Below are 16,165 nucleotides of genomic sequence, written 5' to 3' on the forward strand. Positions count from 1 at the left end.
CCTGGCGCGGCTGGCCTTCGCGTCGCTGGCGGACCCGGCCTGGCAGGTCCGCCGCGGGGCCGCGACGGCGCTGGGCGCGCTGGCCGAGCCGTCCGAGCCGCTGCTCGGAGCGCTGGAGGACGAGCACCCGAACGTCCGCCGGGCGGCGGTGCAGGCGCTGGGCAAGTGGGCTGCTCAGCCGTCGGTGGCGGCGCGGCTGCGAGCGCGGCGCGGTGACTCCGACGCCGACGTCCGCGCGTACACGAGGATGGCCCTCGGCGGTTAGGCTCGCCGGCATGAGTTCGGGAGCGCACCGCCGGTCGACCGTGGCGGTGAAGGACGCGCTGCGGGAGCTGCGCAACCAGCTCGCGCTGCTGAACCACCAGGTCAGCGCCCAGCTGGCGCTCAAGGACGTCGACCTGGAGTGCCTGGAGCTGATCGCCCGGCACGGCCCGCTCAGCCCGAGCGCGGTCGCCCGCCGGGCCGGGCTGCACCCGGCGACGATGACCGGCATCCTCGACCGGCTGCAGAAGGGCGGCTGGATCGTCCGCGAACGCGATCCCGAGGCAGCGGACCGGCGCTCGGTCGCCGTGCGGGCGGTCCGGGGCCGCAACGGGGAGCTGTTCCGGCTCTACGCCGGGATGAACACGGCGATGGACGAGCTCTGCGCGGGCTACAGCGAGGACGAGCTGGCGCTGATCGCCGGGTTCCTGCGCCGCGCGACGTCGGCGGGACAGGACGCCACCGGGGCGCTGGCAGGCGACTGAGCAGGGGTTCCTGTGCTGTACTCGGGCGCATGTGGCAGTCAGGCGACGCTTACGAGGCCTACATCGGACGGTGGAGCCGGCGGATCGCGGCGACGTTCGTCCGGCAGCTCGACGTGCCGGCGAGCCGGCGCTGGCTCGACGTCGGCTGCGGCACGGGCGCGCTGACCTCGGCGGTGCTGACCGCGGCCGACCCCGCGGAAGTCGTCGGCGTCGACCCGTCCGAGGGATTCTTGGAGACGGCTCGCGCGAGCGTCACCGATCCGCGGGTGACGTTCACCCTCGCCGACGCGCGCTCGCTGCCCTTCCCCGATGACCGCTTCGACGTGGTCGTGTCGGGCCTGGTGCTGAACTTCGTTCCCGAGCCGGCCCGCGCGGCGGCGGAGATCGCCCGGGTGACCGCGCCGGGCGGCCTGGCCGCGGCCTACTTCTGGGACCTCGCGGAGGGCATGGAGCTGATCCGCCGGTTCTGGGACGCGGCCGCGGAGTTCGACCCCGCGACCGTCGCCGAGCTGGACGAGGGCCGCAAGTTCCCGCTGTGCCGCCCGGAGCCACTGGGCCGGTTGTGGACGGACGCGGGCTTCACCTCGGTGTCCGTCGGCGAGATCAAGATCCCGACGGTGTTCGCGGACTTCGACGACTACTGGCAGCCGTTCCTCGGCGCGCAGGGCCCGGCGCCGACGTACCTGGCCACGCTGCCGGAGGCGCACCGCGACCGGATCCGCGACCTGCTGCGCAGCCGCCTGCCGGCGAACCCGGACGGCTCGATCCCGCTGACGGCCCGGGCGTGGGTCGTCAGCGGGACCGCGTAGTTCAGAGGCCGGCCTGGCCCAGCCAGTCCTTCGCGACGTCTTCGGCGCGTTCGCCGTCGGAGTCGACGCGCTTGTTGAGGTCACGCATGACGTCGGTCGTCAGCTTCGCGCTGACGGCGTTGACGGCGTTGGCGAAGTCGGCACCGCGCTCGTCGAGGACCTTCTTGTTCACCGCGGGCACGACGTTCTCGGTCGGCACGATGTTGAGGTCGTCCTTGAGCACCGTGTAGGCCGGGTCACCGGTCAGCGGGCTGACCGAGTCGACCGGGATGACCGTGACGGCCCCGGACTTGAGCTGCTGGACGCGCGGGCCGGCTTCCTGGATGGTCTGGAAGCTGATGTTGGTCAGCTTGTAGACGTCGGTGAAGCCCTTGAAGCACGGAAGGCGCTTCTCGCACTCGGGCGGACCGGCCATGACGACCTTGTCGAGCTTCTTCAGGTCGCTGATCGACGCGACGCCCTTTTCCTTGGCCAGGTCGGACTTGATGATGTAGGTGTTCTTGTCCTCGGCGGCCGCGAAGTTCAGCAGCCCGACACCGCTGGGCTCGAACAGCTTCGCCAGCTGCTCGTGCTCTTCCTGCGCGGTCTTGCCCGCATCCTTGCCGAAGCCCGTGGTGATCGCCGCACCCTGGTACTCCGGGATGAACTGCAGCTCACCGGACTTCAGCGACGGGTAGATCAGCTCCCGCGACCCGAGGTTCAGCTTCCGCGTCACCGGGTAGCCCTTGGCCTCCAGCGCCTGAGCATAGATCTCGGCGAGGATCTGGCTGTCGGTGAAGTTGAAGGACGCGACGACGATCGGCGCGCCACCCTTGCCCTGCGCAGCGGGTTTGTCACCGCTGTCGCTGCCGCCACAGGCGGCCAAACCGAGCGTCGCCGCGACGGCCACCGCCACCACCGACGCGTTCCGGAACCAGCGCACGAATCCCCACTCCCTCGTCACTCGAACAGACGCAAGGACCCTAGCCCCGGGCTCCGACAAGAATCCACATCGTGGGAGAAAGCACCCAGAATTCCCACTCCGCGGAATATTTGGGCCCGATCGGGGTAGGGTCGGCCCGTGCACGTGACGCCCCTGGCCGCCGACAGCGGGCCCCCGATCTTCCAGTGGAAGTGGGTCGACCGCAACGCCGACGCCATCGTCCAGCGGCTCGTCGAGCACATCTCGCTGACCGGCGCCGCGCTCGGCATCGGCCTGGTCGTGTCGATCGGGCTCGCCGTGCTTTCCCTGCGTTTCCGCTGGTCGTACCCGGTGATCCTCGGTACGGCGGGCGCGTTGTACGTGATCCCCAGCCTGGGCGCGTTCGCGGTCCTGGTGCCGTTCTTCGGGCTGACGTTCGTCTCGGCGATGATCCCGCTGGCGACGTACACGCTGCTCATCCTGATCCGCAACATCGTCACCGGCGTCGACCAGGTGCCGAACGAGGTCCGCGAGGCCGCGGTCGGCATGGGGTACACGCGCGGCAGGCTGCTCTGGCAGATCGAGCTGCCGCTGGCCCTGCCGGTGGTGATCGCCGGCCTGCGGGTCGCGGCGGTGACGACGATCGGCCTGGTCACTGTGACGTCGATGCTCGGCCTCGGCGGCCTGGGCTACTTCATCCGCGCGGGCATCCAGACGGCGACCCCCAACCCGACGATGATCATCGTCGGTGTGGTCCTGTCGGTGGCGTTGGCGGTGGCGGTCGATCTGGTCCTCTGGCTCAGCGAGCGCGTGCTGGCACCCTGGTCGCGGAAGGTGCGGACGCGATGAGCTTCCTCGACCAGCTGAACGCGTGGCTCGCCGACCCGAACCGCTGGAGCTGGACCGACAAGGCCGGCGTCCCGTACCGCACGCTGGAGCACCTCAGGTTTTCCCTGCTGGCGCTGGCGATCGCGGCGGTGCTGACCATCCCGGCGGCCCTGTGGCTGGCCCACTACCGCCGCGGCGCGTTCCTCGCGAGCAGCGCGGTGAACATCGGCCGCGCGATCCCGAGTTTCGGGTTGATCATCCTGTTCTGGTTCCTGGCCAGCCGCTGGGAGCTGGACACGACGTTCTGGCCGTTGCTCCTGGCCTTGGTCGCGCTGGCGATGCCCCCGTTGTTCACGAACACGTACGCGGGCGTGGTGACGTTGGAGCAGGAGACGATCGACGCGGCCCGCGGAACGGGCTACCGCGAGTGGCAGATCATGCTGCGCCTCGAGCTCCCGCTGGCGTCCCCGGTGATCCTGGCGGGCGCGCGGGTGGCGTTCCTCCAGCTGATCGCCACGGTGGCCATCGGAGCCATCGTCAACGACGGCGGCGGCCTGGGCCGGTACATAGTGGACGGCTTCGCGCTCGGAGCCCAGGGCTACGGAGCAATTTTCGCGGGCGGCCTGGCAGCGGTGGTACTGGCCCTGGCGTGCGACGGCGCCTTCGCGTTGATCACCCGCGTGGCGACACCGCGCGGCCTCGCGCTGCAGAACGCCCGCCGAGACTGAGACGTCCAGGACCGTCGCTGGATGACGGTCCTGGACGAGAGGCTCATCCCCAGGTTGGTTCGTGCACTCGGTCGGGCTTCGGTCAGGGCTTCTCGAAGTGCTGGTAGTCGATCGGGGTGTCCCAGGAGCCACCCCAGGTCCAGCCGCGCGAGGTGAACGCCCGCTCGGCGACGTCACCGGCGTGGATCATGCCGGGCAGGTGCTGGGTGCGGTCGGCGTAGGGCGCGCCGTTGGGCGGGTAGACCGCACCGCTGCCGGAGATGTAGGGGTTCTGCACGGTGTTGACGTCGATGGCCCGCCCGTAGGAGTGGTTGGACCAGGCGGTGCCGCCGGTGATCGCCCGGCAGTTGAACGCCGAGGTGTTGTTCGCCGCCATCGAAGCGTCGTCGTCGGAGTTGTACTTCTCCACGGTCTCCATCCGTTCGATGGGGAACCGCCCGAAGTAGAGATCGGCGAAAGTACGGGCGACCTCGATCGCCCGATCGGCGTTGACGACCAGTTCGCCCCGGTGCACGGCGCCGTCGAAGCCGAGGAAGGACAGGGTGACCAGCCGCAGCTGGTCAGGCCCGACCGGGCACCCCTCGTGCCAGCTGTTCCCGAGCCGCTCAGCGGAGACGGGCCTGATGACGGCGAGGTAAGGCGCAAGCCCACTCCCGACCGGAGCGGCGACTTCCACGGTTTGAGCCGGGGCAGCCGGCGCCGGCGCGGCTACGGCGCAGACCGCGGAGAGCGTGAAGGTGATGATGGCCAGAACTCTGGTTCTCAGTTTCATGATCACCACACGCGTTGGCCCCGCCGTTCGGCTGCGCCGAAGTCGGATACGCCACAACGACTCAACCTCGAGCGCCCCGGCGGAGTCCGCGCGAACCACGCCGCCAGGCCGCGCCGGGTCTGGCCGCAGCGGGCCGCAGCGCGCCAGGGCCGCGTTGAGCCGGGCCAGGCCGCCCGGGTCGCACCAGGCCGGGCCGTGCCCCGCGCCGCGATGGGCCGCGCCGCGCCGGGCCGCGCCGCGCCGGGTCGCACCAGACCGGGCGGGGCCGAGCCGAGCGCGACAGGCCGCAGCGGACCGGGCCGTGCCCAGCCGCGTCGAGCCGAGCCAGGCCGCGCGAACCGCGACAGGGCGGTCCCGGCCGCGTCGGGCTAGAACGCGCCGAGCAGGATCAGCACGCCGAGCGCGATCAGCACCACCGGCAGGACCACGTGGCCCCACCGTGCGAGGACCCGCGCGACGCCCGGCCGGGTCGCCAGGAACCGGCCCGCGGCGCACCACACCGCCACGCCCGCCAGGAACACCACCACGTACCCCACCAGGCCCGCGGGCCCGGTGGCGGCGAACGCCGGAACGTACACGCCGACGTTGTCGCCGCCGTTGGCGAAGCACACCGTCGCGATTCCGAGCACGCCGGCCGCCCGTGGTGGTTCGTCATCGTCCTGGCTCCACGCCTGCCACGCCGCGCGGATTCCCAGCAGCACCGGCAGCAGGCCCAGCCAGCGCACCGCGCCGTCCGGCAGCAGGCCGGCCCCGAGCGCTCCCGCGACCGACACCGCCAAGATCGCCGCGAAGCCGAGGAACTGCCCCGCCACGACCCTGAGCGCACCGCGGCGGCCGGCCGCCTGGCCGAAGAACACCGCCAGCAGCACCAGGTCGTCGACGTTCGTCACCGCGAACATCGCGGCCGCGCGCCCGAGCAGTCCGACGTCCACCCCCACCTCCGCGGTAAAACCGCTTGGCAAAGGCCGACGCGGCACAGCACGATTCTGCCCATGCTCGCCGACGTCACGCGCCGCGGCTACGCCGGTCCGGCCGACCTGCGAGCCATGCAGAGCCTGGCGCAGCGGATCTGGTCGAAGTCGAGTTCGCTGCACGTCGGGGATCTCGCGTGGCAGCGGTTCCAGCACGCCGGCCGGGAAGCCGAGTGGCCGACCGTGCTGTGGGAAGCGGATGGCGAAGTCGTCGCGTGGGGCTGGCTTTCGCTACCCGGTGAACTGGCGCTGCTCGTGGATCCGGCGCGCCCCGGACTCGCGTCCGAGGTGCTTGCCTGGTTCGAAGACACCGCCTCCGCAGCCGAGCTCGCTGTCACCGTGCTCGACGCCGAGAAGCATCTCGTCGCCGCTCTGGAGCATTGCGGTTACGCGCGTCGGGAGAGTTCCGTTTTCCAGTCGTATATGTCTCGCCTCCTCGTGGATGTGCCCGAGCCGGTCGTGCCCGCCGGGTTCACGCTCCGGCCGGTCGGGCCGGACGATCTGGCCCGCCGGGTCGCCGTGCACCGCGCGGTCTGGCACCCGTCGAGGGTGACCGAACCGAGCTACCGGGCCGTCATGGCCGCCTGGCCGTACCGGGGCGACCTGGACTGGGTCGTCGAGGCACCCGACGGCCGGTTCGCCGCCCAATGCCTGATCTGGCTCGACGAGCGCAATGCCGTCGGCGAGCTGGAGCCCGTCGGAACCTTGCCGGAGTTCCGCCGCACGGGGCTCGCCCGCGCGGTGTGCCTCGCCGCGCTGCGCGCGGCCCACCACGCCGGCGCTCGCGAAGCCGTCGTGTACCCGGTGATCAATCATCCGAAGTCCGCAGGTGCCCTCCCTCTGTATCGCGATCTGGGCTTCCGCCCGTATGCCCGCACCCTCACCTTCACGCGGACCCGTCGTCGTATCCCTCCTTTCCCGGGGTCCGCGTCCCCGGAGGGCGCTCGCCAACCAACGTAACGCCCCGCCCGCGCCGGCTGTCCGATTCGGCGGTCTCCGGGGGCCGGTTATCCACATGAGGGCAAGCTTGTGGACAACCCCGTGGATTTCCCTGTCGCAGCCCCGAAAACGTCGGTGCCGCGCGATAGTGTCGAGACGGGGGGCGCCCCCGCGGGCGGCGGGTTCCGGCGAAGTGAACCGGGCCGCCGGTATCCGCCAGGTACGGCGCCGAAAAGCCCCGTCAGGCAAGCGTCTCCAGGTCATCGAAGAAAGCCGCCCGGCACGCCGTGATCAGGCGCTCGACTTCGGACCCCAACGGCCGATCCTCATCCATCGGCGGCACGACCGACCGCACCCACTCATAACCCGCGCGAAGCCCCGGCGCACCGTCCCCGCCGGCCAAGTACCGGGCCTGGGAAGCCGTGATCAGCTCGCACGCCGTGATGGCGAAAAGGTGCGAAGCCGCCGCGCGCAGTTGCTCGCCCGCTGCCGGCGCAAACGCTTGCACGTCCTCCTGGCCGGCCGAGGTGTCGATCGAACCGAGGGTGGCCGGGGTCGCGAGCCGGCGCAGGGCGTGGAGTTCGCCCGCCGCTCGCTTGTGCAGCGGAACCAAACCCGCCCGCGGCCCCGGATCGGCCGTGAGCTGCGGCGGCAACCCGCTGAACCGCTCGTCCAGCAACCGGTGCGTCCGCTGCACCGAAATCTCACCCAGATGCACCAGCGCGGCCGTCACCGCGTCCATCCGCAACCCCAGGTCCACCGCGTGGTACGCGGTCCCCGGGACGAACGAACCGTCGACGAAGGATGGCGAATCGCCCGGCATCGTCTCCCAGCGCCGCCGGGTCTCGTGCAGGTCGCCGTTGACACGGGACGCGTGCGCCAGCGCCCGCGGCGCGACCCGCACCGAAAGCGGGGCCTGCACCACGCCGGGCCGCACCGGGCCGCTGCCCACGAGCCCGGCCAGCTCGTGGAGCACCGTCCGCAGGTGGTCGTCGCCGCCCGCCATGACCGGGGAAAACACCGCGCGCGGCGCGCCGAGCACGTCGATCGCCATCGCCGCGGTGAGGGTCTGCAGGTCGATGAGCTGCTGGGCCTCGGTCCAGCCCCGCGCAGCGTGCATCACCGCCAGCGGAGAACCCTGAAGCAGCGAAGCGCCCTCTTTCGGCCCGAGGACGTAAGGCGTGGCACCCCGCGCAGCGAGCGCCGAAGCGGCCGGCACTTCCACGCCGTCCTCGAGGACCGTGCCGATGCCGAGGAACGTCTGAAACGCGTGGGAGAGCGCGATGATCTCGCCGGAACTGCCGAGCCCGGAGCGCGGGACAGCGGGCGTGAAGCCGTCGTTCAAGCGGTCCACCAGGAACTGCACCAGCTCGGGGCTCACCCCCGACCACGGCCGCAGGAAGTCGCGCAGCCGGACGACGAGCAGCGCGCGGACGTCTTCGGGCGGCAGCCACGGCGGCCCGCCGACGGCCCGGCCGATCAGCAGGTTCCGCTGGTGCTCGGCCTGCTGCCGGGAATCCAGCGCCACACCCGCGAGCCGGCCCATCCCCGTGGTGACGCCGTAGACCGGATTGCCCGGCTCCGCAAGGGCCGCCAAGACCTCTTCCCGGCGCCGCGTCAGGGCTTCTACCAGCGGTTTGTCCAGAACCAACCGTTCACTGTCAGCGAACTCGCTGTCGGAGACGATCATCGGTAGGGCAGCATGGTGCCGACGCCGGAAGCCTCGGCACGGGCGAGGATCATGTTCGCCACCGCAACGTCCGTTGTGGACAGTCCGCGGTGCCAGAACAGGATTCGTTCGGCGTCGTGCTCGCGGCCTGGCTTCTTCCCGGCCACGATGTCGCCGATCTCGGCGTGGACGTTGTCCTCGGTGAGGAGACCGGCGTCGAGCTGCGGGCGCAGGGCGCCGAACCGCGGGTTGCCGGACCGCGATTCGCGCCAGTCGTCGACGACGACCTTGTCGACGTCGTCGAGCAGCGTGAGCTCGAGCGCGCTGATCGTGCCGTAGGGCACCAGGAACGTGCCCGGCCGGAGGAACTCGCGGCGCACCAGCGCCTCGGGCTCGACCAGCCGGGAGGCCTCGACCTGGATGTCCGCGCCGTCCAGGGTCTCCTCGGCCGTGGCGCAGACGCGGACGTCCTTGCCGAGCCGCTCGGACAGCCGGCGGCCGAAGTCCTCCCGTGATTCCGGGCGCTTGCTCGTCACGCGGATCTCGGCGAAGTCGAACAAGGAGTCCAGCAGCACGACGTTCCACCAGGCGGTACCGCGGGCGCCGATGTGCCCGAGCACCCGGGCGTCCGGGCGGGCCAGGTACTTCGCGCCGACGGCGGTCATCGCGCCGGTGCGGGCCTCGGTGATCATCGTGCCGTCGACGATGGCCCGCGGCATGCCGGTGTCCGGGTCGAGCAACAGGATCAACGCCATTTCCGAAGGGAGGCCCCGTTCGAAGTTGCCGACGAAGTCACCGACCACCTTCACACCGCTGACCTGCTTCGCGGACAGGTGGCCGCGGAGGATGTTGAAGTGGCCCTTGCCTCCGTTGTCCGGCACGAGGTGCGTCCGCGGCTCGAAGACGACCTGGCCGCGGCCGTGGTCGGCGAGCACGTCCTCGACCGCGCCGACAATGTCCGCGTCCGTGACGCCGAGCGCGTCGATGTCGGCACCGGTCAGGTACCGGAGCCAGACGGACGTCACCGGGCGAGGTCCTCGATGACCTCCGCGCCGGGCAGGGCGGCCAGCGCGGCGCCGGAGATCAGCAGCTTGCTGCCGCGGATCCCGCTGCCGATGACGAGCTCGGGCGCCTCGGCGACGCGGCGGTCGAGCAGGATGGGCCATTCGGCGGGCAGGCCGACCGGCGTGATGCCGCCGTACTCCATCCCGGTCAACGAGACGGCTTCGTCCATCGGCGCGAACGACGCCTTGCGGACGTCGAGGCGGCGCTTGATGACGCCGTTGACGTCGGCGCGGGTGGTCGCGAGCACGAGCGCGGCCGCGAAGCGGACTTCGCCCGCGCGCTTGCCGGCGACGACGACGCAGTTCGCGGACGCCTCGAGCGGCGAGCCGTAGGCCTCGCAGAAGGCCGCGGTGTCGGCGAGCGACGGGTCGATCTCCGCGACGCCGACGGCATCCGGGTCGGCAAGGGCGGCCAGCGCCTTGGCCACGGGCTCGGCGAGCAGATCAGTACGCGTGGGGGCGGGAACGACGGCGAGGCTCCCGGCGATGGTCCAGGTCACCCCGCCAGAGTAACTACCAGCTGGAGCCGCCGCGCTGGACCTCGATCAGCTTCGGGCGGACGTCCACGATGTAGACCAGGGCCGCGGCCATGGCGGGCACGTAGAAGATCATTCCCGGGCCCATCACGGGGAACAGCACCATGGCGAGCGTCGCGCCGCCGGTGATCAGCATCCAGATGGGCTTGGTCTTGCGGTCGGCCGCGGAATAGGCGTCGGCGCGCTGGAGCAGCGCGTGCACGAAGGCGAAGAGCCCGACCAGCGCGCTGCCCCAGTGGATGACATTGAGGATCCAGATGGCGACTAGCACAGCGACAGCTTACGGCAAACCACCCGAACGACCCCGGCCCCGCCGTCGGGCAGCCGATGGCGGGGCCGGGTGTTCACGGCGTTTTTACTTGTCGGTCTTCGGCGCGGCCGGCTTCTTCGCGGCGGCGCCGGTGGTGCCCGACGTGGTCGTGCGGCGGGCCGGGGCGGCCGTCTTCGGGGCCGTCTTGTTCGCGACGCGGCGGCTCGCCGAGCGGGTCTCGTGGGCGACGTCGTCACCCAGCTCCTCGATGGCGTCGGCAGTCTCGCCGGCGGCCTCGGTCACCTTGCGGGCGGTCTTCTCGCCGGCCGAGCGGGTGCGCTTGGTCACCTTGGCCAGCACACCGTCGACGCGCTCGCGGACCTCGGTGCTGACGACCTCGGCCTGGCCCTGCGCGGTGGTGAGGGCCTCTTCGAGCTGCTCGATGGCCTTCTTGACCTGCGGCTGCGCGGCGATCTTGTCCCACGCCTGCTCGCCCGACTCGGCCAGCTTGTTGTACAGCTTGAGCGCGGCCTCGGTGTACTCGTCGATGACCTTGCGCAGCTCGGCCGGGTCCAGCTTCTCGCGGAGGCTCTCGACGTCGGTCGGCAGCTCCTGCAGGTTCTTGCGGGCGACCTCGCCGCTCTTGGTCACGTTCTCCTTGGCCTTCGCCACGGCGTCGGTGACGGCGTGGGTGGCCAGGTTGCCGGCGCCGAGCGCGGCGAGCAGCGGGGTGCGGACCTGGTCGAGGGCGGTGGTGACGGCCTTCTTGACGTCTTCGGTCTTGGGGGTGGTCATGCTGACTCCTCGGGTTTCGCGGCTGGTGTGCTGTCGGTGGCGGGAGTGGCGGCCGGCCGTGCCGCGGCGTTCTCCCGGCGGAAGGACTCGTAGACGTCGAGCAGGACCTGTTTCTGCCGTTCGGTCAGCTCGGCGTCGGCGCGGATCGCGTCGCCCACCGGCCCGCCCGTCGGCAGGTCGAGGATCCCGGCCTGCACGTACAGCGCTTCCGCCGAAATGCGCAGGCCCTTCGCGATCTGCTGCAGGATCTCCGCGCTGGGCTTGCGCACCCCGCGCTCGATCTGGCTCAGGTACGGGTTGGACACGCCGGCGAGCTTCGACAGCTGGCGCAACGAGATCTTCGCGGTGTTGCGCTGCTGGCGGATGTACTCGCCGATGTCGGAAGCGATGTCCGCGACCTTTTCCATGGGACTGCCGGATCCTGACGTCCCACCGGTCTCCGTCATCCGGTCACCTCCTCGCGACACTTTCGACGGTACGCGCGAGTGCTAGCTATTGCAAGCACTCTGCTTGCAACCATCGGGTGTGACGCGCACCGCTACCGTGGTCCCATGACGCGCTCGGCCCGGCTGCGGCGGCGCCTCGTCGAGCACCTCCTCGACGAGGACGTCCTGCACGCGCCGGAGTGGATCGCCGCCTTCCGCGCCGTCCCCCGCCACGTCTTCCTGCCGCGGTTCTTCGTGCCGGCGGGCGGGCTGTGGGCGGCGGTCGAGCGCGGCGACCCCGGCTGGCTGGAGACCGTCTACTCGCGGGACGTGCTGGTCACGCAGCTCGACGACGACCCGGGCCGCTGGGAGCTCGCCCGGCGCACCGGTCCACTGGCGGGCACGCCGACGAGCTCGTCGAGCATGCCTTCGATCATGGCGATCATGCTCGAGGAGCTGCGGGTGCGCGACGGGCAGTGCGTGCTCGAGATCGGCACCGGCACCGGCTACAACGCCGCCCTGCTGAGCCATCGCTGCGGGGCCGCCCGCGTGTCCACTGTGGACATCGACCCGGCGCTCGTCGCGGCCGCGCGCGAACGGCTGGCCGCCGCCGGGTACCGACCCGCGTGCGCGGTGGGCGACGGCGCGCTCGGCTTCCCGGCCGGCACGCTCTTCGACCGGGTGCTGTGCACGGCTTCGGTGTCGGAGATCCCGCTCCCCTGGCTGGCGCAGACGGCGCCGGGCGGGCTGATCGTGACGACGCTGAACCGGCCGATCGGCGCCGGGCTGGTCCGGCTCGTCGCCGGCGGGGAGGGCACCGCGCAGGGCCGCGTCCTCGCGCGCGACGGCCGGTTCATGCCGCTGCGCGCGCACCGGCTGCCGGAGACGGGTCCGCTGCCGATGCCGTCGCGCGGCGACTGGGAGCAGACGCGGCTGCCGATGTCGACCGTGCTCCAGCCCCGTGAGCACTTCGAGTTCTTCGCGGGTCTGGCGTTGCCCGGCGTCCGCCCGGTGCGCGAACGCGACGACGAAGGGGCGGGCGTCGCGCTGGTCCACCCGGACGGTTCGTGGGTCCGCCACCGCAAGCGCGGCGGCGCGGACGAGGTCGCCCAGGGCGGCCCGCGAGCGCTGTGGGAGCTCGCCGAGTCCGCCTTCGTCGAGTGGTGCGAGCTGGGCAAACCCGACCGCGACCGGTTCGGGGTGACGGTGACCGGCGACCGCCAGGAGTTCTGGCTCGATTCCCCCGACGGCCGCACCTGGCCGTTGTCTTAAGGCAGCCGCGCGCGGACCCACTGCTCCACGTGGTCGGCCGTCGCCTCCCGCGCGACCTCCGTCGTGTCGAAAACGTGCACGCCCAGTTCGTCGGCGGACTTCTGGAGCCAGTCGTTGAATTCCAGCATCTCTTCGATCCGCGGCTCGTCCCACTCCCGCCACGCCGGGCGGGCCCGCAGGCGCGCGCGCAACGACTCCGGCGAGCCGACCAGCGCCAGGTAGTGGATCTCACTGAAGAACGCGCGCTCCGGCAGCGGCTCGAACTCCGGCGGCGCCACCGTGCCGCACAGAACGACCGGGCGGCCGTTCTGGTGCAGCATCGCCGCCATCCGCAGCCACACCGAGCGGAACGCACCGACCTCGTCGCGCAGGGCGCCGATCCACAGGATGTCCTGGTCCAGCACGACGACGTCGCCACCGAACCGGTCGGCCAGCAGTGGCCCGACCGTCGACTTCCCGGCTCCGCTCGGACCGGTCACCGCGAACAGCGGCAGCTTCCGGAACGGCCACTCGTGCCCGCACCGGCGGCACGTGAGGACCGCGCCCGCGACGATCGGGCGCTCGCCCAAATCGCCGCAGGCGGGGCAGATCCGCAGGTCGAGCCCCATCTCAGTCGAACAGGTTCTCGAGGAAGCTGCGCTTGCGGTGCCCGTGCCCGTACGGCCGCGGCGAATCCGAGTACCCGCGGTGCGGCCGCGGCGAGTCCGCGTAACCACCGCGGTACGCCTTGGGCGAGTCCGGGTAGCCGCCGCGGTAGGGACGCGGCGAGTCCGGGCGGCCGTAGTGCGCGGTCGGCGCCGGACCGGCCTGGTAGGGCGGCGGCTGCTGCTGCTGGCCGTAGTACGAGCTCTCCGCACCGACGATGGCCTCGAGCTCACCGCGGTCCAGGAAGATCCCGCGGCAGCCGTCGCACTGGTCGATGTGGATGCCGTTCTTGTCGACGGTCCGCATCTGGTTCTGACACTTCGGACAAATCACACCGCGAAGCCTACGCAAAAACCGGTCAGCAGGCGCACAGGCAGAACGGGTGCCCGACCGGATCGGCGTAGACGCGGAACGTCTTGGGCTGGTCGTCGAGCAGCTTCGCGCCGAGCCCCAGCACGCGCTCGTGCGCCGCCTCCAGGTCCGTGACGTTCAGGTCCAGGTGCAACTGCTGCGGGTTCTCCGCGGACGGCCAGGCCGGCGGCCGGTAGTCGGGTACCCGCTGGAACGCGATGCCCGCGCCGCCCTCGGGATTGCGCAAGGTCGCCCAGTGCCCGTCCGCGACCACTTCGGGCTCGCCCCACTCCAGCACCGCTCGGTAGAACTCGGCCAGCGCCGCCGGGTCGGGGCAGTCGAGGGCCACCACACCCAGGGTCGGTACCGCACTCATCGTCGCTCCCTTCGATCGTGAGTAACCAGTGAAGCGATTATGTGGGTTAGTACCCCCGAAGGCAACCGCCGTACACTCGGTAAGTGCACACCGACGCCTCCCTGGTGGTGGAGTTCCTCAACACGGTCAACGTCGAAGAGGGCACTGACCTGCTCGAAGATGCCGGGCAGTGGCGCGAGTGGGCGGCCGCGCACGCCTTGACGGCCAATCCCGTGGCCGAAGCGAGGGCGGCGCGGGACGCCCTGCGCGCGGCGATCGGCGACCCGCGGCTGCCGCCCGGCAGCGACGGCACGGTCAGCGTCGGCACCCGGATCTCCCTCACCGCCGACGGTCCGGCGCTCGTCGCGGACGACGTCGTCGGCGCGGTGTTCGCCGCCTGCGCGCGGCTGGTCGTGCGCGGCGACTGGATCCGGCTGAAGATCTGCCCCGCCGACACCTGCCTGTGGGCGTTCTACGACGAGTCGCGCAACCGTTCGCGCACGTGGTGCTCGATGCGCGTCTGCGGCAACCGCGAGAAGGCGCGGGGCTGGCGCGCCCGCGCTGCGGCGGGCTGACGGCCCTCATCCGAGCGGCGGACACTCGAACGGTTGTGGACAACTGGGGGACGAAGCACCACATATCCACGCCTCGGACCGCGCTGCCCCCACACGTTGTGGACAGCCGTTAGGCCATCACCGTGAAAACCTGTGGATAACCCCGGGGATAACTCAGCTTCCTGTGGACAACTGGTTTGAAGCTCCTCCAGGTGTGGTATAGATCCCGGCCGTCAGAACAGCAGCTCCGCGACGGCGTAGATGACCAGCCCGGCGAGCGCGCCCACCACCGTGCCGTTGATCCGGATGAACTGCAGGTCACGGCCCACCTGGAGCTCGATCTTGCGCGAAGTCTCCTCGGCGTCCCATCGCTCGACCGTGTCGGTGATGATCGTGGTGATCTCCCGTGAGTAGTTCTTCACGAGGTACGCCGCGGCCCCCTCGACCCAGCCGTCGGCCTTCGACCGCAGCTGGTCGTCGTCGATCAGCCGCTGCCCGAGCGAGGTGAGCCCGAGGCGGACGCGCCGGCGCAGCTCGCTGGACGGGTCTTCGGCCGCGGTCAGCAGCATCTCCTTCGCCGTGCTCCACGCCGAGCCGATCAGCCGCTGCACCTCCTCATGGTGCACGAGCTGGCCCTTCACCTGCTCGGCGCGGGCCATCACGTCGGGGTTGGTCTGCAGGTCCTGGGCGAATTCGCCGAGGAACTTGTCCAGCGCCAGCCGCATCGGGTGGTTGACGTCGGTCTTGACCGCCCACGCGAAGGACAGCACCTCGCCGTAGACCTTGTCCGCGAGCATCTCGTCGACGAACTTCGGCGACCAGCTCGGCGCCCGGTCGGACACCACGCGCAGCATCGTCGTGTGGTTGTCGCGGACCCACTCGTAGCCGCGGTCGCACATCAGGTCCACGAGCTTGTGGTGCGCGCCGTCGGCGAACACGCCCTGCAGGATCTTGCCCAGCGGCGGGCCCCACGGCTTGTCGATGATCCGGCGGGCGACGGCCTGCTCCATGATCGCCTGGACGTCCTCGTCGCGGAGCACCTTCACGGCCGCCCTCACCACCGTGGCCAGCTCCGACGTCACGCGCTCGGCGTTGTCCGGCTCCGCGAGCCACGCGCCGAGCCGCCGCGCGATCTCGACGCGCTTGAGCTTGTCGCGCACGACCTCCTCGGACAGGAAGTTCGAGCCGACGAAGTCGCCGAGGCTGTTGCCCAGCGCGTCCTTCTTGTTCGGGATGATCGCCGTGTGGGGGATCTTCAGCCCCAGCGGGTGCCGGAACAGGGCCGTGACGGCGAACCAGTCGGCCAGCGCGCCGACCATGCCGGCCTCGGCCGCGGCGCGCACGTACCCGACCCAGCCCGGCCAGCCGCTCGCCTGCGCCCAGCTGGCCAGCAGGAACACGAGCGTGGCGCCGAGCAGGAACGACAGCGCGACGAGCTTCATCTTGCGCAGCGCGCGCCGCTTTTCCTCTTCACCGGCCGCGCCGCCCGGTGGGTCGGCGGGCGTCACCTTCGCGGGGGTCAGTTGCTCCACCTCACCATTGTCCGTGAGGATGG

At 71.2% G+C, this 16,165-nt stretch carries 21 protein-coding genes; 8 read left to right on the forward strand and 13 right to left on the reverse strand.

The features are described 5' to 3' along the window. The 3 genes from IE317_RS20150 to IE317_RS20160 all read left to right on the forward strand — a co-directional run. Positions 1–265 (forward strand): HEAT repeat domain-containing protein (locus IE317_RS20150; protein ID WP_191312303.1); only part of this gene is annotated, 265 nt, incomplete at its 5' end. A 10-nt stretch (positions 266–275) separates the two neighbouring features. Beyond that, positions 276–746 (forward strand): MarR family transcriptional regulator, encoded by a 471-nt coding sequence (locus IE317_RS20155; RefSeq protein ID WP_191312305.1) that lies wholly within the window; start codon positions 276–278, stop codon positions 744–746. A gap of 29 nt (positions 747–775) precedes the next feature. Further along, a complete protein-coding gene (locus IE317_RS20160) occupies positions 776–1,555 on the forward strand; it encodes a class I SAM-dependent methyltransferase (RefSeq protein WP_191312308.1) in 780 nt (259 codons plus the stop codon). A 1-nt stretch (position 1,556) separates the two neighbouring features. On the opposite strand, the gene IE317_RS20165 is transcribed toward IE317_RS20160, so the two are convergent. Then, positions 1,557–2,477, reverse strand: a complete 921-nt coding sequence (locus IE317_RS20165; RefSeq protein WP_191312309.1) for an ABC transporter substrate-binding protein — start codon at positions 2,475–2,477, stop codon at positions 1,557–1,559. 138 nt (positions 2,478–2,615) lie between these two features. On the opposite strand from IE317_RS20165, the gene IE317_RS20170 reads away from it, so the two are divergent. Beyond that, positions 2,616–3,305 (forward strand): ABC transporter permease, encoded by a 690-nt coding sequence (locus IE317_RS20170; protein WP_191312311.1) that lies wholly within the window; start codon positions 2,616–2,618, stop codon positions 3,303–3,305. Continuing rightward, the gene (locus tag IE317_RS20175; protein ID WP_191312313.1) at positions 3,302–4,012 is read left to right on the forward strand and encodes an ABC transporter permease; all 711 of its coding nucleotides are present in this window, start codon (positions 3,302–3,304) and stop codon (positions 4,010–4,012) included. The genes IE317_RS20170 and IE317_RS20175 overlap by 4 nt, the downstream gene beginning before the upstream one ends. An 82-nt stretch (positions 4,013–4,094) precedes the next feature. Here IE317_RS20175 and IE317_RS20180 read toward each other — a convergent pair whose 3' ends face one another. Together IE317_RS20180 and IE317_RS20185 are read right to left on the reverse strand one after the other, a co-directional pair. Next, positions 4,095–4,784: a M15 family metallopeptidase gene (locus IE317_RS20180; protein WP_191312315.1), complete on the reverse strand. Its 690-nt coding sequence runs from the start codon at positions 4,782–4,784 to the stop codon at positions 4,095–4,097. Positions 4,785–5,152: 368 nt separating this feature from the next. Then, on the reverse strand, positions 5,153–5,716 hold the full coding sequence (locus IE317_RS20185; protein WP_191312317.1) for a cadmium resistance transporter: 564 nt from the start codon (positions 5,714–5,716) through the stop codon (positions 5,153–5,155). Positions 5,717–5,776: 60 nt separating this feature from the next. On the opposite strand from IE317_RS20185, the gene IE317_RS20190 reads away from it, so the two are divergent. Then, the gene (locus IE317_RS20190) at positions 5,777–6,715 is read left to right on the forward strand and encodes a GNAT family N-acetyltransferase (protein ID WP_191312319.1); all 939 of its coding nucleotides are present in this window, start codon (positions 5,777–5,779) and stop codon (positions 6,713–6,715) included. Between the two features lie 220 nt (positions 6,716–6,935). Here IE317_RS20190 and IE317_RS20195 read toward each other — a convergent pair whose 3' ends face one another. The 6 genes from IE317_RS20195 to IE317_RS20220 all read right to left on the reverse strand — a co-directional run bounded on the left by IE317_RS20195 (position 6,936) and on the right by IE317_RS20220 (position 11,415). After that, on the reverse strand, positions 6,936–8,384 hold the full coding sequence (locus IE317_RS20195) for an aromatic amino acid lyase (RefSeq protein WP_191312322.1): 1,449 nt from the start codon (positions 8,382–8,384) through the stop codon (positions 6,936–6,938). Continuing rightward, on the reverse strand, positions 8,381–9,388 hold the full coding sequence (locus tag IE317_RS20200) for an ornithine cyclodeaminase family protein (protein ID WP_191312323.1): 1,008 nt from the start codon (positions 9,386–9,388) through the stop codon (positions 8,381–8,383). The genes IE317_RS20195 and IE317_RS20200 overlap by 4 nt, the downstream gene beginning before the upstream one ends. Continuing rightward, the gene (locus IE317_RS20205) at positions 9,385–9,927 is read right to left on the reverse strand and encodes a YbaK/EbsC family protein (RefSeq protein WP_191312325.1); all 543 of its coding nucleotides are present in this window, start codon (positions 9,925–9,927) and stop codon (positions 9,385–9,387) included. The genes IE317_RS20200 and IE317_RS20205 overlap by 4 nt, the downstream gene beginning before the upstream one ends. Positions 9,928–9,940: 13 nt before the next feature. Further along, positions 9,941–10,234, reverse strand: a complete 294-nt coding sequence (locus tag IE317_RS20210) for a DUF2516 family protein (protein WP_013222364.1) — start codon at positions 10,232–10,234, stop codon at positions 9,941–9,943. A gap of 84 nt (positions 10,235–10,318) precedes the next feature. Continuing rightward, a complete protein-coding gene (locus IE317_RS20215; RefSeq protein ID WP_191312327.1) occupies positions 10,319–11,008 on the reverse strand; it encodes a hypothetical protein in 690 nt (229 codons plus the stop codon). After that, positions 11,005–11,415, reverse strand: coding sequence for a helix-turn-helix domain-containing protein (locus IE317_RS20220; protein WP_191312562.1), 411 nt, complete (start codon positions 11,413–11,415; stop codon positions 11,005–11,007). The genes IE317_RS20215 and IE317_RS20220 overlap by 4 nt, the downstream gene beginning before the upstream one ends. Before the next feature lie 144 nt (positions 11,416–11,559). Here IE317_RS20220 and IE317_RS20225 point away from each other — a divergent pair, with 144 nt between their 5' ends. Continuing rightward, on the forward strand, positions 11,560–12,705 hold the full coding sequence (locus IE317_RS20225; RefSeq protein WP_191312329.1) for a methyltransferase domain-containing protein: 1,146 nt from the start codon (positions 11,560–11,562) through the stop codon (positions 12,703–12,705). On the opposite strand, the gene IE317_RS20230 is transcribed toward IE317_RS20225, so the two are convergent. The 3 genes from IE317_RS20230 to IE317_RS20240 are packed head-to-tail and all read right to left on the reverse strand — an operon-like array spanning position 12,702 to position 14,077. After that, on the reverse strand, positions 12,702–13,313 hold the full coding sequence (locus tag IE317_RS20230) for a nucleoside kinase (RefSeq protein WP_191312331.1): 612 nt from the start codon (positions 13,311–13,313) through the stop codon (positions 12,702–12,704). The two genes, IE317_RS20225 and IE317_RS20230, sit on opposite strands and share 4 nt — an antisense overlap. 1 nt (position 13,314) lies before the next feature. Then, complete coding sequence (locus tag IE317_RS20235; protein WP_191312332.1) at positions 13,315–13,701, reverse strand: TFIIB-type zinc ribbon-containing protein; 387 nt, start codon at positions 13,699–13,701, stop codon at positions 13,315–13,317. Between the two features lie 7 nt (positions 13,702–13,708). Further along, the gene (locus IE317_RS20240) at positions 13,709–14,077 is read right to left on the reverse strand and encodes a VOC family protein (RefSeq protein ID WP_191312334.1); all 369 of its coding nucleotides are present in this window, start codon (positions 14,075–14,077) and stop codon (positions 13,709–13,711) included. A gap of 83 nt (positions 14,078–14,160) precedes the next feature. Here IE317_RS20240 and IE317_RS20245 point away from each other — a divergent pair, with 83 nt between their 5' ends. After that, entirely contained in the window at positions 14,161–14,631 is a 471-nt protein-coding gene (locus tag IE317_RS20245; protein WP_191312336.1) for a CGNR zinc finger domain-containing protein, read from the forward strand. Positions 14,632–14,843: 212 nt separating this feature from the next. Here IE317_RS20245 and IE317_RS20250 read toward each other — a convergent pair whose 3' ends face one another. Then, on the reverse strand, positions 14,844–16,142 hold the full coding sequence (locus IE317_RS20250; RefSeq protein WP_191312338.1) for a DUF445 domain-containing protein: 1,299 nt from the start codon (positions 16,140–16,142) through the stop codon (positions 14,844–14,846). Between the last annotated feature and the right edge of the window lie 23 nt (positions 16,143–16,165).

This window comes from Amycolatopsis bullii, from assembly GCF_014654205.1.
Taxonomy (GTDB): domain Bacteria; phylum Actinomycetota; class Actinomycetes; order Mycobacteriales; family Pseudonocardiaceae; genus Amycolatopsis; species Amycolatopsis plumensis.

What these genes read in the sequence shown, in the direction of transcription:
- IE317_RS20155 (WP_191312305.1), top strand. Translation starts at nt 276, where the DNA reads ATGAGTTCGGGAGCGCACCGCCGGTCGACCGTGGCGGTGAAGGACGCG.
- IE317_RS20160 (WP_191312308.1), top strand. Translation starts at nt 776, where the DNA reads ATGTGGCAGTCAGGCGACGCTTACGAGGCCTACATCGGACGGTGGAGC.
- IE317_RS20175 (WP_191312313.1), top strand. Translation starts at nt 3,302, where the DNA reads ATGAGCTTCCTCGACCAGCTGAACGCGTGGCTCGCCGACCCGAACCGC.
- IE317_RS20180 (WP_191312315.1), bottom strand. Translation starts at nt 4,784, where the DNA reads ATGAAACTGAGAACCAGAGTTCTGGCCATCATCACCTTCACGCTCTCC.
- IE317_RS20190 (WP_191312319.1), top strand. Translation starts at nt 5,777, where the DNA reads ATGCTCGCCGACGTCACGCGCCGCGGCTACGCCGGTCCGGCCGACCTG.
- IE317_RS20195 (WP_191312322.1), bottom strand. Translation starts at nt 8,384, where the DNA reads ATGATCGTCTCCGACAGCGAGTTCGCTGACAGTGAACGGTTGGTTCTG.
- IE317_RS20215 (WP_191312327.1), bottom strand. Translation starts at nt 11,008, where the DNA reads ATGACCACCCCCAAGACCGAAGACGTCAAGAAGGCCGTCACCACCGCC.
- IE317_RS20220 (WP_191312562.1), bottom strand. Translation starts at nt 11,415, where the DNA reads ATGGAAAAGGTCGCGGACATCGCTTCCGACATCGGCGAGTACATCCGC.
- IE317_RS20225 (WP_191312329.1), top strand. Translation starts at nt 11,560, where the DNA reads ATGACGCGCTCGGCCCGGCTGCGGCGGCGCCTCGTCGAGCACCTCCTC.
- IE317_RS20230 (WP_191312331.1), bottom strand. Translation starts at nt 13,313, where the DNA reads ATGGGGCTCGACCTGCGGATCTGCCCCGCCTGCGGCGATTTGGGCGAG.
- IE317_RS20240 (WP_191312334.1), bottom strand. Translation starts at nt 14,077, where the DNA reads ATGAGTGCGGTACCGACCCTGGGTGTGGTGGCCCTCGACTGCCCCGAC.